Genomic DNA, 13,428 nt, shown 5'->3' with positions numbered 1-13,428 from the left:
TAATTAAGGATGAAATGCTTGTTCGAAAGTGGCGGCGATGCGATACATGCCGCCGCCTAATGGGGTGTTGGTGACCTGTTTAACTTGCCATAGCGATGCGGTGCCTAGGGGCGGCGTCCAGATAAATGACTTAGCGCCTTGGTGTTCGTCAAAAAAGGCGACTATCGCCTCGGCCGTGGCTTTATTTTTGGTAAACGTGAGCGGCCAGCTTTGCACCTTGCTGTTAATGCCATCGCCTACTGATTGGCTGTAGCCATCACCAAACTGAGCGGTGCGAGTGCGATATTGGGTATCGCCTGTGGCACCGTTATCGGGTGCCCATGTGAATGTTTGCGGCATTAACGATAACCTCCAGCCATGGTGCGACCAATTTGGCCGTTAGGCTTTAAGTCGTTGGCAAGTAATTGGCGATATTTTTGCTCAACAAACTTGCCTAATTCGCTGCCGAACTGGCTTAATGCTGGCGTATCAGCTGTGGTCGTTGCTTTGCCGCTTTGGTCAATATTCACCTCAACATGCACCACGCCAGCGCCAGCCATGGCCGCTGCTGGCACACCGTTATAGGCTGCGCCGCCTGCGACACCACCGTCCGCATAGCCTTTGTGGCCTTTGCGCATGGCTTCGACTGTGGCCACGCCACCCGCACGGGCAACATCGCGTTGTGACCAAACCACTTCACCGCGATGAACAATACCTGCAGGCTCATATTTACCGCCTGCTCCCGTGTAACCACCGGATGAATAGCCAACGGCGCCACCATCAGCGAATCCGCCAAAAATATTGCTGGCGATACCTGCAATCGCCTTTTGCATGGCGATTTTGGCGAGATCTGACAAGATAGACTTAGCTAACCCGGCAAAGTCGGCCTTACCAGTGGTCACAAAGTCGGTTAAGGCGTCAGTCATGCCGCCAAAGGCGCTATCAAACAGCTTTTCAGTTTGGCCAGCCATATCCGCTGCGGCATCAATATAATTTTGCATTGATGAACGGGCACCATTTGTCCAGTCGGCTTGTTTGGCATCAAGGGCAATATAGTACTCATCTTGCGCGGCTAATCGTTCGCTGAGGTTTTGCTTAAGCATCGCCAGCTGGGCTTGATACTCTTCATCGGTGGTGCGGCCTGCAAGGTTGTCTGACAATGCCTTACCTTGGGCGCGTTCGATATCGCGCTCAATGCTTTGGCGATCACCTAGGCGTTGTTGTGCTTTATCGCCTAAGCCAAAGCTGGCGAGTTTGTCTGCATTGCGTTGTTGCTCTGCGGCTAAGTTGGCAGCAAGATTGGCGCTGTAACTTTGTAGGCGCAGCGCCTCATTACGTTTTTTAAGCTCTTCATCGAGAGCGACGTTTTTTTCAAGCTGGGCGCGGATCACTGATTGCTCAGCTAGCAGGCTTTTTTGCTGTGCGGTTAGGGTTTCTTTATTTTTGATATCAGCAATTTGCTGCTCAAACTGCAATAGCTCTTTTTGTGATTGCGTGAGCTTAGTGTTGCTGTCTAGTTGGCCTTGCAAACTTGCTTGAGTTTCGCGCAGGCGCATAAGGTAGCTAGTTGCAGCATCATCGGCAAAGGCTTTAGTGGTTTTGGCTGAGTCTTTAAACTTTTCTTCAATCGATGCCAAATCACGTTTGATTTTATCGGCATTCAGCAAGGCACTATTGGGATCGGCTTCGCGCACCTTCTCTATATTGTCGTTGTATTCCTTAATCGCCTTATTGCGTTTTTGCTCGTTGGTAAGGGTTTCTTCGGTAACTTTGGCAATGGCACGCTGGGCTTCGATGGAGTCTTGGTTTAGTTTGGCTCTTTCAGCTTGTTCTGCTGCTATTTTTTCTTCTAACTGCAGCTGTTTTACCAGCTCATTACCTTCTGCCTGTAACTTGGCTAATAGGTTTTCACGACGGGTTGCCTCGCCGCCAGAACCCTTGCCTAGAGCAATAAGATCGTTAATCTCTTTAGCATTCGCTGCTAGCTTTTCTTTTAAGGTATCGGCACGACCGATATTGAGTATTTGATCCCACGATTCAACCGCGCCAGATTTAATTGCCTTCCATGCTTTTTCGATGGTGCCAAGGTTGCCGGTGATTTCTTTAGTGCGCTGATCAATAGCATTGCTATAGGCACTAAAGGCGAGTTCTGCGGCCTCAGTGGATTTACCCGCTTCTTTTAAGGCGACAATCTGCTCATAGGTCGAGGCGCTGAGGAAGTTAAACTTTTTGTTGAGCTCTTCGGAGGCTTTTACCGGGTCATCTGCCAGTTTGACGAATTCCGCCACCGTATCGGCAACGGCTTTACCCGTGGTATTTTCCATTTGCACAGCGGCAAGGCCGACTAACTCAATTTGGCTGGCGGTAAACTTGCCTGTATTGGCGACCTCTGCCAGTGCTGCAGCGGCTTGGCGTTGAGTACCGCTAATGGCATCAATACGCTTGGCGGCGCCCATGAGTTGGTCAGAGGTTGCACCCGCTGAGTTACCCGTTAATATCAGCGCATTACGCAGCCTATCGGCTTCTACGCTGCCCTGATAATAGGCCAATGCCATTACACCCGCTGCCGCAGCAGCTACGGCAAATGGATTAACTAAACCTAAAATATATGTACCAACACCGCTAATAGCGGGACCGATGCCGCCAAACATATCGCTGATTTGAGCACCTTGCTGCAGTAATACTGTCAGAGCATCTTGTCCACCTTGGAGTGATACTGCTATATCGTTAAACTGTGCTGGCAACGATCTTATAGCCCATGATAATTGTTGTGACGACTTATATCCGGAAACGTATTCTTTATTTGTAACAGCCAAATCATTGCGCATCTGCGCAATTTTTTTGCTGTAGGTATCGTATTCACTTTGACCTAGAGAGCCAGATTCACGGTGGCGGCGTAGCTGCTGCTCCATTTTGTCTAGCTTGCTGTACTCAGCAACTAGCGGATCAATTTGCCCAAGTAAGCGGTTAAGTTCGGCTTTTTGTTTGGCTGCGGCAGCTTCGGTTTTTGCTAAGGCGCGTTCTGCCTTAGTTTGGCCTTCAACAAAGCTGCCTGTTTCGGCAACCATGTTTAGCGTGAGTGTGCCGAGAGACTTATTCGCCATGGGAATTCCTGCTTGGTGTTCTGCTTGATGGGTGGCCGTCCTTGGCCTTATTGCTGTTAATCGGTTTGCTTTTTAATCGCGCTGGCTTTGAGCATCATTAATACATCGTTAACGGTGGCTTCTGGCTGAGCTGCCTCGTCTAACTGGCTGAAGATCATAAAATCTTCAAACTTGGCTTTGCCGCCGTGAATGGTGTTGATGTGATGCATTTGTGCTGCGGCAATGCGCTCTTGCCGCGCTTGGATGCTTAAGGGGCCGAACTTTGCTCGGTAGGCGATCCAGTCGATAACTTCTCGATGCGTGAGGTTTTGCTGGGCTTCTTCGATAGTTCGTCCGCCGACTCCTGCGAGCACGAGCTCGTGCCAGAATTCTGAGTCGGCGGTAAGGTTTCCGGGTCTGGCTTTAGCCCAATGCCGTTAACCTCGTTAATTGCACCAATTAAGGCCATGCCTAATGAGTCGCAAATGGGCCCGTGAGCCTTATTACCAAGGATGTCGTCAATCTCAAATAGAGGTTTTCCCTGCTCATCAACAACACTTGAAACAATGCGAGACGTAAGCGAATCGACTCCATTGTTGTAATTGTTGGCTTCGATATTAGCGGTAGCGAATGACTTTTTACGGATGTACACAAATGCAGTGCAAGTAACACCTTCGGGGTTTATCCACGAAATTTCGCGGCGTTCTGGCTTGGCTGGCGAATATGAACCAGTCTTAAGAAGGTTTGCAACACTTAATTCCATGATTATTCCTTAGGATTAAGTTAGTTAAGATGAAAAAGCAAAAAGCCCACGGTTAGGTGGGCTTTTGTATGGTTTAACTGAAATTACGGCGTTGTTGATGCAGGAGTCAGCACAGGATCGCCTGATACTTGAATGCCGATAGTACTTTTAACCACATCGTTTTGCGCAAAGGCAAATGGGTAGGCCGTCATAAAGCCTTCAAAGGTGATCCATGTACGACTTGTTGGCAATACAAAGGCTTTGCTGGTAACTGTTGGCGGAACATCTTTAGCATCTGACCAACCAAGCGCCCACTTAAGGGTAGTACCTGCGGTTTTGAGTTGGTGCAAACGTAGGTGTGATTCATGCTTTGGGTCTACGTTAATGCCAAATGTCGCCGCGCCTGGTGACTTTAAACCAGCCACAAATTCACGGGCATCAGCTTCAAGCGGAGTGGTTTCAATTGGGTCTACTGGGCTATCGATACCGTCGATACTTGTCACGGCAATGATGGCTAAAACAGAATCATCTGCCGGATCTAGTGCATAGAGCTGGGTGCCCTGCGTTTTCATACTCATGTTGTTGCTCCTAACAATAGCCTTGCGGCAGATACAAAAAAGCCTCTGCGGTTGCAGAGGCTTTTGGTTTTAAGTGCGGTATTTTTGAGAGTGGCTAACGGGTGACTAGCCAATCAATATCAAAGCTGTGGCGGTAATTGCCTGTTTCTTTATCTCGGTCATCACCGTTGTAATTGGTGGTATAGGCATCTAGCTCAATGGCATAACGAATGGCATCACCCACCGCTGAGGCTGTGCTGCCTGAGTCGGCATATACATCCACCTGCAGGGTGAATGCATCGGTATCTGGTCTGCCGGCTAAATAGTTTTCAGGACTGCCGCCGATCACTTGCCAAACGGCATATGGCTTTACTACGTCCTGCGGTGCTTGGCCAAAGGGGAAGAGCCTTGTTGGGTTGGTACCGAGTAGCGCGGTTACCTCTGGACTATTGCGGCAAACCACAAAAATAGGCGCGGTACTCATGAAAGTGCCTTATCGAGTTCTTTATCAAATTCAAAGGTAAAGCTGTTTATCACCTGGTTGATATTGTTAGCCAATGCTGGGCGCATAAATGGCTGTGCTTGGGCGCGTTCGGTACCGAACTCAACTAAATGCCAGTGTGGTGTATTTCCGCGGGCGCCTTCGTCGGCATTTGGCGTTGGAATACGGCCGCGATTGGTTACTACACCAACGCGATACATAATCACCCCATTGCGTTGAAATAACCGGCTAGCAAACTGCAGGGTGATGTTGTCGCGGATCCTTCGCCCTGTTTTTGGGTCATCCACTCCCAGCGCGTTTTGTTGCGCCGCTTTTTTAACAATGCCAGCGGCTTTGCGAAGCGCTGAACGAGTGCCTGTATCAAGCACGGTTTGGTTAACCTTGTTCATTTTGGCTTTAACTTCTTTTAAGCCAACAATGCTGAAATCTGAGGTTGCCATGGTTAACCTGCTTTGTTTTGGCTGTTTAGGTACTCAACTGTGACGCGGCCGTAACGCGTTTTGCAGATCACTTTCTTTTTATGTTTATGGACTTTAAGTGGCTGCGGACAAAACACCACCTTGCCTTTTTTAGTATCGGCATAAACACAGTGGTCCACTTTTTTACCATTTAAAAACACCTCAACAGGCTTACCTATTTCACTGGTATTTTCAATGGTGAAAATCTGAGGTGTATTCATGGTTAACCTACTAAAACGTCTTTTGTTTCTGATACCGGGATGATCATCCGTTGATGGCCTGATTGGCTATCGGGTAAAGCGCCTTCCGGTTTATAAACCTTGCCTGCGTGGCGAATGCGAAACTCGCTTGGGAATTCTGCTCTAAAGTGGATTTCAAACTTGCCTGAAATTTGCGACTGGGCAGCGGATGCTGCAATAAATTCTTTCACTGAAAGCGGCTCAAATCCGGCCATGGTTTTAAATGCTAACGTCCACTGATCTTGCATTTCGCCTGTGAGTGGGTCTTGCTGCTTTTGCGATGTAAAAACATCGATTCGATGCCTTAGTTTGCCGCTTGCCATAGCTTATCCTATTGCCAAGTCTCTAAATTCAAAGATCAGGCTTTCAAATGCCGCGGGGACTTCAACCATTTGCACCGTTGATACGGCCTCACGGTTATTAAACCAATGCGACAATAGCAATAACCCTGCATGGGTTAAGTCTTGGCTTTCTTCTATGATGATTGCTTTTGGCGGCTTTGGATCTGCCGCTTCATATTCGGCTGCAGTATCAAAAAAGGTACAGTTCAAACGGCGGCGAATGTGCGCCTCAACTGCGGCTATAAGTTGTAGTAAATATGGGTCGTGATACGTTTCTGACTCGAGCAGGTTAACTTGCCGCCGAGCAGCTTCAATGGTGATCAGCGGCATTTCGCTTACTCCTGTTTGCCTTCGGCTTGTTCTGCCGTGGCTTCAAAAGGTTCTGCAACCTTAATATTGATTAGTTTTTCTGCGGTTTCTGCGTCAAACCCTGCTACATCTTCAGGTGAATAACGGGTCCATGGTTTGGTGAAAACAACGACGACTTTTGCAGATTCAGTCGAGGCTTCTTTTTTTACAGGTGGCTTTGCCATTGCAATTTCCTCTAAAAAATGGGGCAAACGCCCCATTTTTGTTGGTTACTTATCAGTTAACTGATTACTGAGCGCTTATTACCAAGCTCTTATTACCAAGTGACGCCAGTACCTAATACTAGGCCTTCGTTATGGCGGAAGCCGATATCGTGCTCGGTAACCACACGGATTAACGATTGGTTGCGGCTGAACGCTGAAACCAAGTTGCCTTGATCGTCCTTGTAGGTTGCTTCGCGGCTAAAGTCGATTGCGAAACTACCGCTTTCACCGATGAGCACATCGTTAAAGTCAGCAAAGTAGATTTCGGTTTCGTTGGTGCCGGTACCAAGGTTTGATGGAATGGTGTTGGTATGTTGAATTGGGTAACCTTTCAGCATGCCTGAAGACATTTCTGGGTAAACTTTGTTACCATTACCATCACGCAGGCCAAATAACGTCATATAGCTGCGTGGTGATAAACCCCAACCAGGGGAAATCATCAGCGAGTTTGACTCCATCAATTTCAGGATCAAGCTATCGAGGTAAGCATCGATAGTGGCGAGACCTGCCGAGCCAGACCAAGGTACTGTACGGCCTGCATCCATGGCAGTCTTTTTAAAGCCTTTTGGTGTTGATGATGATCCGTCGTCACGTAAGAAGGCTTTATCTTCACGCACCGACATTGATGCCAGCATATCCTGCAGCACTAAGTTTTCGACGTTACGGCCAGCATGACCAATCAACTGGTTAGAAATAGGCACCAAGGTGATCATGGTTTTGGCTGACAATTTAACATCATCCAGTGCTGCATTTGATGCTAAAACATCACTTCCTTCACCAACGTAGGATGAAGTAGAACCACCTGCCATACGTGGCAATGACATATTACCGTTTGGTAATGGCATTGAGCGCGCACCTAAGCGGCGCACAATGGTGCGATTACGCAATAGCTCGATAACTTCCATTGCGGTATTTTGCGGCACCAATGCGCCACCAGAACCCGCTGAGGTTTCAATGGCTAAAGCTACGTTACCGTCGCCAATGGTGTCGTTAGCAAAACGCGCAGCGCCTTCCAAATCCCCTTTTGAAGCCGCAATTGACATTGCCAAGCGCGCAAATGTTGCGCCTTGATACTGCTCGGCTTCTTTTGGGGTGTGTACGGCAGCAGAACCATTTTTAACTGGTTTTGCGTGGGTTACATTCATGCGCTCTGCGGCTTCTAAGCGGCCGATTTGAGCGGTAATCTCATCAAATTCCTTGGATAAGGATTCGAATTGAGTTAACTCTTCGGCGCTCAAAGAGGCCTCAGCGTCTTTTGCCGCTAGCAATTGCACTTGAGCGTTAATCTCTGCGCGTTTGCGGCGAAGTTCTTCGATTTTAAACATGGTAAAGCTCCTTCAGGTGAAAAAAATGCAGCCTATTGGCTGCACATTGTTTGCCCCGCCGCTTGGCTAGAGCTGGTTTTTGATATTCATGGCTTTGGCTTGCATGCCAATGCTTCTTGTTGGGCGACTTTGCGTCATGTAGGGTTTTGCAATGGCGTTAATGGCTTCAAATGGCGTCATTAGCTCATCGGCTAGCCCCATTGAGCTGGCTTCTCTTGCGCCAAATAGTTTGGCTTGGGTGTCGATAACCTTTTGCACTTCCATGCCGCGGTATTGCGCGACAGACTCGGTAAACATTCGATAGGTTTCGTCTAAGCGAGCATTAATTTCGATGATCGCTTGTTCGGTGATGGGTTCGTGTGGACTACCATCATTTTTATGATCGCCACGGTAGAAGGTTGTAAATTTAAGGCCTTCTTTTTCTTCTAATTTGCTGACTTCCATGTGTTCCATAATCACGCCGATTGAACCTACACCAGAGGTTGCGGATACAATGATTTTTGAACACGCAGATGCCATAAAATAGCCAGCTGAATAGGCGCTGTAGTTGACGATCGCATTAATGGGCTTGATTTGGCGCGATTGATAGATGAAATCAGCCAATTCTTTGCAGCCAACTGCCATGCCGCCGCCAGTATTAAAATCTAAGGCGATTTCTTCGACCATGTTGTTGTTAAGCGCCCGTGTCATACGGTCTTGCAGCTTTTCATAGCTGTTTAGCTCGGTGCAGGCGGCGGTGATGTGGCCCCGGCGAGCCATTAACAGGCCATGAACAGGAATAACTGCTACTCGGCCATTTGCAATGGTGTACATGCCAGAAACATCGCAGTCATCATCCGCAATGGTGGCAAGTCGCTCTGGCGGTTGTTGATCTTGTTGCAGTGATGGAATGTCGATTGACAAGTTACCCGTGATGCGCGGGATCAGGACTGATTTTACGGCATCAACTGCAGTTCTGGTGGCTAGCAATGGGGTATTGAATACCATGCTGGCTAAATTTGGGTAGTTTACTTGCATAGTATTGCCTCGATTTGCTGCATTTGCTCTGGTGTGGCGTTCAGGTGTTGTTGCGCTGAGTTGCTTGGAACCATGTTTAACGGGGTTAAATAGGTGTCACCGCCTGTGATTGGGCTCATGTTCTCAAGGCGGCGGATATCGTTCACACTCAACCAGCCCCAGTTGCGGCCAATTGCATAAGATTCGTAACGGGATTTTTGGTCACCACGTAGCAACCCTTGAACGTTAAACTCGATGTAGTACTGACCGCGCTCGGATGGCAGTAACAAGTCGCGGGTTTGCGCGGCTTCAATCCGTTTTAGCCATGGCAGCAAAGAGTAAATCACATAGCCAAGTGACATTGACTCGATGCCAGAACCCCAAGATGTGGTTTTCTCCGTCATCTGCACCATGTGAAGCGGGATTTTGTACAAGCGGCAAGCTTCAGCGATACCAAAGCCACGACTCTCTAACAGCTGGGCTTTTTCGTTATCCATTGATAACTGCTTGTAGCTCATACCCTCTTGCAGCATGGCCACGGAAAACGCATTGCGCAGGCCTGAGTGACGCTCTTTAAATTTATTTAGGATTGCATCGACTTTATCTTGTGAGTCAATCGCTTTTACTTCATGCGGGCGCTCAATAACGCCGCTGAGCGTGGTGCCGTTGGCAAAGACATTGCCTGCATGTTGTTCAGTCGCTAACGCCAGCCCAAATACATCGGCATTGGTTTGAATGGGTGATAGGCCAATGTAACCGTCAAGGCTAAATCCCTTTATGTGATGGACTAATCTTGCGGGTAACGTCTCGTTTAAATCGATTAGATGGTAATAAGGCAAACCATCTGGCCCTTTTAATACCTGAATTTTGTCAGGATTAATCGGGATAAGTTCTTTGATGTAACCATCACTATCATATTCTTTTAAAGCAAAGTTATTGCCGCGCAGCCCGAGACAGCCCATTGATTGCTCGTAGTATTCAAAGCTGGTGTCTTTTTGGTTTGGCTGGTTATGAATAATGTCGTATAGCGGGTGATCTGTGGCTCTGACTCGGCCATCCCCTTCGCGGCGATAAAGCTCACAGGGTAATTGGGCAACTGACTCGGCCAATAAGGTAACGCAAGCTCGTACAGCAGAAAGCGCTAGCGCCTTTTCTGGCGTAACATGAATACCTGATGCGGTAGAGCTGCCACTAATAGAGCTCACCCATCGCCACCAGTCGTTACCTTGCTGGCGAGAGCCCTTGAACATTTGCGGAATAAACATTATTCACCTGGTCCTTTGGTTGTGCTCATAGCTCGAGTCACCATCCATGACCAAAGCAGGCATAAGCTACCAAGCGTGATAAACCCTACCGCGGGAAGCAGCAGCCACGCGCCGTAAGACACGCATAAAACCCCTGCTATACCAATAATGAAAGCGATATAAATCAACATAGAACGTCCGAAGTCTCGTAAACTGAAGTTGACTGAGCATCACTTACTGGGTCAGCCGTTCCCACTGCCATAGCTGAGGCGACTACGCCGTCGATACGACCTGTGGATTTTTTCTTGGTAAAAATACGGTTGTCTTTGGCGTCGGCCTCAAGCACTGCGCTTGCAGCGTTCCACCTTAGGCATGGATTGGTTTTGATTCTGATCTCTTTACTGGTGATCAGCTTTTCGAATAGCTCAATTGAGCGCGGCATCCAGAGGTTTGACTCTGATGCTTTGTAATAACCTTGCCCGTGTTTAACCAGCGGGATAAATACATTTGCCTCGGCGAGTTCTGGCTCGAGGTAGTGGATCCGGTATTGGTCAAAGCCGATGCTTTTTATCTCGAACAGTGCAGATAGCTCTGCAACGCGTTCGGCCACAAAGCTGTAGTCCACTGCGTGACCTGGTGGCGCATGGATAAAACCTTGCCTGAGCCATGCCGAGTACGGCACGTTATCGGTGCGCTCGCGATCCAGTAGCGTGTCTTTGGGTGTCCAAAAGTCTACTAACAGCGTTTTTACTCGCGGGAAGTAAAGCGCTAAGGCGGTTAAGTCGCGGGTACCAGATAAGTCGAGCCCGCCGAAGCATTCTTCGCCGTAGAGCTCAGTGATATCAAAATCATCTTCGCAATCCATCCATGTGTCGGCGGATAGCCAAGGCGAGGCACTATCTACCCATTGGCAGAAGTTTAAGCGGCGAACAATGCTCTCTTTGGCTGGCATCCCCTTGGCTTGGGTGACCTGTTCACGCAGGTATTTATGCGTGAAGGTGTGCCCCAGTGATGGGTTGGCTTTTTGCCAGCAACTTTCGTCATTAATCGGGTCGTCACCTTCATCGAGCGAACAGATAAAGGCGAAGAAGGAATCATCTTCTTTGGTACCCGCACAAATGGCCTTGCCGTATTCGTGGTACGAGTAACAAACGCTAGTGCGGTCGTGGCCTGAGTTGGTGATCATGAAGATCAACGCTTGCTTGCGGCCTTTGGTACCCGCACGCATCATCTCGACGACGTTGTTGTTTTTGTGTTCGTGTACTTCGTCAATCAGCGCCATGTGCGGACGCGGCCCTGATTGGCCGTTGTCGGAGCTGATTGGTCTAAAAAATGAGTTTTTAGCGAGATAGGCAAGGTTCCAAACGCTCTGCCCGGTACCCGATTTTTTTAATCTTGAGCTTAACTGAGGCGATTGGTTAACCATGGAAACCGCGTCGCGGAACAACACCATGGCCTGATCTTTTTTCGTGTTGTGTGTCGCGATGTGTGATTTAGTGACTAGGTAAAGGTGATTTGGTGAATCAACCTCTATACAGCGCACTGGCACACTTTTACAGGGTCTAACTTCTTTTACGTATCTTGCTTTTGCTCTGGTATCTACTGCTTCAATTTGTCTCGCGTGTTTGCGAGATAGGTTGAAAACCTTTATTGACTTAGACGCTTTAAAGCTAACAACGTAATGCGGCGCTTGCTCTACCTCTATCTGCCTAATATTTGATTTTATGCCTAGGCCAGTGGCTAGCTCATGAACTGCTTCAGCAAGTCTTTTCTCACGGTTTGTAAAACGGCATTCACCTGTTTTTGTGCAGGTTCCATCTGTATCCATTAATCCAGCTAATAGGCTTAGCCTTTGCTGATAGCTCGCACGCAGATAAATATCAGGAACATGCTTATTGTTAAGTAAGCCAAGACGCCCTAGCTGAGTTCTTAACCCTAAAATGGTGAAGTAACGAGTATCTCCCTGAGAATTCATGCTTGATAGCTGATAGCCTGCCGCGGAAATCAGATCTAAATGCTCTACATCATCTTTATGGCAGCAAATTGCACCGCGATTTACTCGGCCATCACCCAGCCAAACACCAAGGGTATAAGGATCGATTGGTAGTTTTTTACCAGTCGTTTTGATTGCGCCTGCAATTTCTATCCTATGCCTTAAACGACCTGATGGAGATCGTAAAGTACGAGCAATTTCAGCAGTAGTAACAACTTTAGGCTGATAAAGTGATGGTTTTTGGCCACGAGTATCGATAGTTTGCCAGCGATGATTAGCATCTGAAACAATTACAGTGCCATCATCAAACTCTACTTCAAAGCATTCTCTATCATTAAGGATTGGTGATAGATAGGTAACCGTGCATGGTTTGCCATTTTCATCAAATACTTTATCGCCAACCTTTAATTCGCCTTGTGTTGTCCATCCTTTTGGCGTGGGTACTGGCGTGTCAAGCGCAAGTGGTGCGGCGGCATATACCTCGGCGCTCGCCTCTTGATCGGCCACTAAACCGTAAAGCCCGATACCTGCGGCTAACGGCGATTTACCAGAGCCTTTGCCACTTTCGACATAGCACATGCGAAAACGGCGGGTACCGTCGGCATCCTTCCAGCCAAACAGCGAGCCGACGATAAATGCTTGCCAGTCGAGCAGATGGAACGGCTTGCCTTCATGATCACCACCACTTAAGCGCAATACTTTTGGGAAAAAGCTAACGGCGCGGTTGGCGGCGGATAAATCCCAAATAAGACCTGTTGCGTGGCAAGACTCTAAGTCTTTTAAGTGCCGCTTACAGGCGTTGCGGATATCGGGGCCAGCGAGAAACTCCCCTGAGACGACCTCTTTTGCCCAACGAGTGACGCGATCTTCTACGCTATCCGAAGAACTCGTCGATCTCGTCTTTTTTCTTGTCGCCATCAGTTACCTGTACTTTGCTACGGGCCGATGGAGTTAGCCCAAATTCTACGAGATAGGCTTTAAATCGCCTGTCGGCATCGGCCAGCATTTGAACGGCTGGGTTTGCCTTCATTAGCATTTGCTCGACTTGGGTGACTTCGCGGGTATCTTCATCGATATTTTCGCCGATGATTTTGATGCTTTGGTACGTTCGGCCGTTTTGTTTTATTTCGTCCCTCAGGTCGAGGATTTCTGAGTAGACGTCGCATAACCGCTCAAGCGCCATACCGTCGGCCAGTGTGAGCACGCCCATGTCTTTAAGCAGTTTTGTTAGCTTTTTCCATGCTGCTTTTGCTCTTGGGCTGAGATAAGCCGGCATTCGCGGGATCCCCGCTTCTAGCTTTGGCTCTTTTTTATTGAGCGGCCTTTTACCGGGGTTTCCTGTAACGAGCTTGAGCGCGGTTGGCGTGGTTTTTCGTCCTACTGCCACGTTTTACCTC

The 13,428-nt window shown here is 48.4% G+C and carries 16 protein-coding genes; all 16 read right to left on the bottom strand.

What is annotated here, in order from left to right; genetic code table 11:
• Window positions 1–3: 3 nt before the first annotated feature.
• The gene (locus M0413_RS11555) at window positions 4–339 is read right to left on the bottom strand and encodes a phage tail protein (protein WP_249554277.1); all 336 of its coding nucleotides are present in this window, start codon (window positions 337–339) and stop codon (window positions 4–6) included.
• Window positions 339–3,083 carry a phage tail tape measure protein gene (locus tag M0413_RS11550; RefSeq protein WP_249554275.1) on the bottom strand — a complete coding sequence of 915 codons (2,745 nt, stop codon included), beginning with the start codon at window positions 3,081–3,083 and terminating at the stop codon, window positions 339–341. The genes M0413_RS11555 and M0413_RS11550 overlap by 1 nt, the downstream gene beginning before the upstream one ends.
• Before the next feature lie 56 nt (window positions 3,084–3,139).
• Window positions 3,140–3,436: a phage tail assembly protein T gene (locus M0413_RS11545; protein ID WP_249554319.1), complete on the bottom strand. Its 297-nt coding sequence runs from the start codon at window positions 3,434–3,436 to the stop codon at window positions 3,140–3,142.
• Window positions 3,331–3,825, bottom strand: coding sequence for a phage tail assembly chaperone family protein, TAC (locus tag M0413_RS11540; protein ID WP_249554273.1), 495 nt, complete (start codon window positions 3,823–3,825; stop codon window positions 3,331–3,333). The genes M0413_RS11545 and M0413_RS11540 overlap by 106 nt, the downstream gene beginning before the upstream one ends.
• An 83-nt stretch (window positions 3,826–3,908) precedes the next feature.
• Complete coding sequence (locus M0413_RS11535) at window positions 3,909–4,382, bottom strand: phage tail tube protein (protein WP_249554271.1); 474 nt, start codon at window positions 4,380–4,382, stop codon at window positions 3,909–3,911.
• 94 nt (window positions 4,383–4,476) lie between these two features.
• Window positions 4,477–4,845, bottom strand: coding sequence for a DUF3168 domain-containing protein (locus M0413_RS11530; RefSeq protein ID WP_249554269.1), 369 nt, complete (start codon window positions 4,843–4,845; stop codon window positions 4,477–4,479).
• Window positions 4,842–5,303 carry an HK97-gp10 family putative phage morphogenesis protein gene (locus tag M0413_RS11525; protein WP_249554267.1) on the bottom strand — a complete coding sequence of 154 codons (462 nt, stop codon included), beginning with the start codon at window positions 5,301–5,303 and terminating at the stop codon, window positions 4,842–4,844. Before M0413_RS11525 ends, M0413_RS11530 begins: the two co-directional genes overlap by 4 nt.
• Before the next feature lie 2 nt (window positions 5,304–5,305).
• Window positions 5,306–5,542 carry a hypothetical protein gene (locus tag M0413_RS11520; RefSeq protein WP_249554265.1) on the bottom strand — a complete coding sequence of 79 codons (237 nt, stop codon included), beginning with the start codon at window positions 5,540–5,542 and terminating at the stop codon, window positions 5,306–5,308.
• Window positions 5,543–5,544: 2 nt separating this feature from the next.
• Window positions 5,545–5,883, bottom strand: coding sequence for a phage head closure protein (locus tag M0413_RS11515; protein ID WP_249554263.1), 339 nt, complete (start codon window positions 5,881–5,883; stop codon window positions 5,545–5,547).
• A 3-nt stretch (window positions 5,884–5,886) separates the two neighbouring features.
• On the bottom strand, window positions 5,887–6,231 hold the full coding sequence (locus tag M0413_RS11510) for a head-tail connector protein (protein WP_144345151.1): 345 nt from the start codon (window positions 6,229–6,231) through the stop codon (window positions 5,887–5,889).
• Window positions 6,232–6,236: 5 nt separating this feature from the next.
• A complete protein-coding gene (locus tag M0413_RS11505) occupies window positions 6,237–6,434 on the bottom strand; it encodes a hypothetical protein (RefSeq protein WP_249554261.1) in 198 nt (65 codons plus the stop codon).
• A gap of 92 nt (window positions 6,435–6,526) precedes the next feature.
• A complete protein-coding gene (locus M0413_RS11500) occupies window positions 6,527–7,798 on the bottom strand; it encodes a phage major capsid protein (RefSeq protein ID WP_249554259.1) in 1,272 nt (423 codons plus the stop codon).
• A gap of 66 nt (window positions 7,799–7,864) precedes the next feature.
• Window positions 7,865–8,815: a S49 family peptidase gene (locus M0413_RS11495; RefSeq protein ID WP_249554257.1), complete on the bottom strand. Its 951-nt coding sequence runs from the start codon at window positions 8,813–8,815 to the stop codon at window positions 7,865–7,867.
• Window positions 8,806–10,059, bottom strand: a complete 1,254-nt coding sequence (locus tag M0413_RS11490) for a phage portal protein (protein ID WP_249554255.1) — start codon at window positions 10,057–10,059, stop codon at window positions 8,806–8,808. Before M0413_RS11490 ends, M0413_RS11495 begins: the two co-directional genes overlap by 10 nt.
• A gap of 163 nt (window positions 10,060–10,222) precedes the next feature.
• Window positions 10,223–12,949 (bottom strand): terminase TerL endonuclease subunit, encoded by a 2,727-nt coding sequence (locus M0413_RS11485; protein WP_249554254.1) that lies wholly within the window; start codon window positions 12,947–12,949, stop codon window positions 10,223–10,225.
• Window positions 12,906–13,418, bottom strand: coding sequence for a phage terminase small subunit P27 family (locus M0413_RS11480; protein WP_140906804.1), 513 nt, complete (start codon window positions 13,416–13,418; stop codon window positions 12,906–12,908). The genes M0413_RS11485 and M0413_RS11480 overlap by 44 nt, the downstream gene beginning before the upstream one ends.
• Window positions 13,419–13,428 lie beyond the last annotated feature (10 nt).

Source organism: Shewanella sp. 8A (genome assembly GCF_023475945.1).
Lineage (GTDB): Bacteria > Pseudomonadota > Gammaproteobacteria > Enterobacterales > Shewanellaceae > Shewanella > Shewanella xiamenensis.
The sequence above is the reverse complement of the archived record's forward strand: the minus strand, read 5'-3'. Positions and strand labels throughout refer to the sequence as shown.

Excerpts from the sequence above, each read along its gene's own strand:
- M0413_RS11540 (WP_249554273.1), bottom strand. The coding sequence starts at position 3,825 with ATGGAATTAAGTGTTGCAAACCTTCTTAAGACTGGTTCATATTCGCCA.
- M0413_RS11495 (WP_249554257.1), bottom strand. The coding sequence starts at position 8,815 with ATGCAAGTAAACTACCCAAATTTAGCCAGCATGGTATTCAATACCCCA.
- M0413_RS11505 (WP_249554261.1), bottom strand. The coding sequence starts at position 6,434 with ATGGCAAAGCCACCTGTAAAAAAAGAAGCCTCGACTGAATCTGCAAAA.
- M0413_RS11550 (WP_249554275.1), bottom strand. The coding sequence starts at position 3,083 with ATGGCGAATAAGTCTCTCGGCACACTCACGCTAAACATGGTTGCCGAA.
- M0413_RS11490 (WP_249554255.1), bottom strand. The coding sequence starts at position 10,059 with ATGTTTATTCCGCAAATGTTCAAGGGCTCTCGCCAGCAAGGTAACGAC.
- M0413_RS11515 (WP_249554263.1), bottom strand. The coding sequence starts at position 5,883 with ATGGCAAGCGGCAAACTAAGGCATCGAATCGATGTTTTTACATCGCAA.
- M0413_RS11555 (WP_249554277.1), bottom strand. The coding sequence starts at position 339 with ATGCCGCAAACATTCACATGGGCACCCGATAACGGTGCCACAGGCGAT.
- M0413_RS11510 (WP_144345151.1), bottom strand. The coding sequence starts at position 6,231 with ATGCCGCTGATCACCATTGAAGCTGCTCGGCGGCAAGTTAACCTGCTC.
- M0413_RS11500 (WP_249554259.1), bottom strand. The coding sequence starts at position 7,798 with ATGTTTAAAATCGAAGAACTTCGCCGCAAACGCGCAGAGATTAACGCT.
- M0413_RS11520 (WP_249554265.1), bottom strand. The coding sequence starts at position 5,542 with ATGAATACACCTCAGATTTTCACCATTGAAAATACCAGTGAAATAGGT.
- M0413_RS11530 (WP_249554269.1), bottom strand. The coding sequence starts at position 4,845 with ATGAGTACCGCGCCTATTTTTGTGGTTTGCCGCAATAGTCCAGAGGTA.
- M0413_RS11485 (WP_249554254.1), bottom strand. The coding sequence starts at position 12,949 with ATGGCGACAAGAAAAAAGACGAGATCGACGAGTTCTTCGGATAGCGTA.
- M0413_RS11535 (WP_249554271.1), bottom strand. The coding sequence starts at position 4,382 with ATGAGTATGAAAACGCAGGGCACCCAGCTCTATGCACTAGATCCGGCA.
- M0413_RS11525 (WP_249554267.1), bottom strand. The coding sequence starts at position 5,303 with ATGGCAACCTCAGATTTCAGCATTGTTGGCTTAAAAGAAGTTAAAGCC.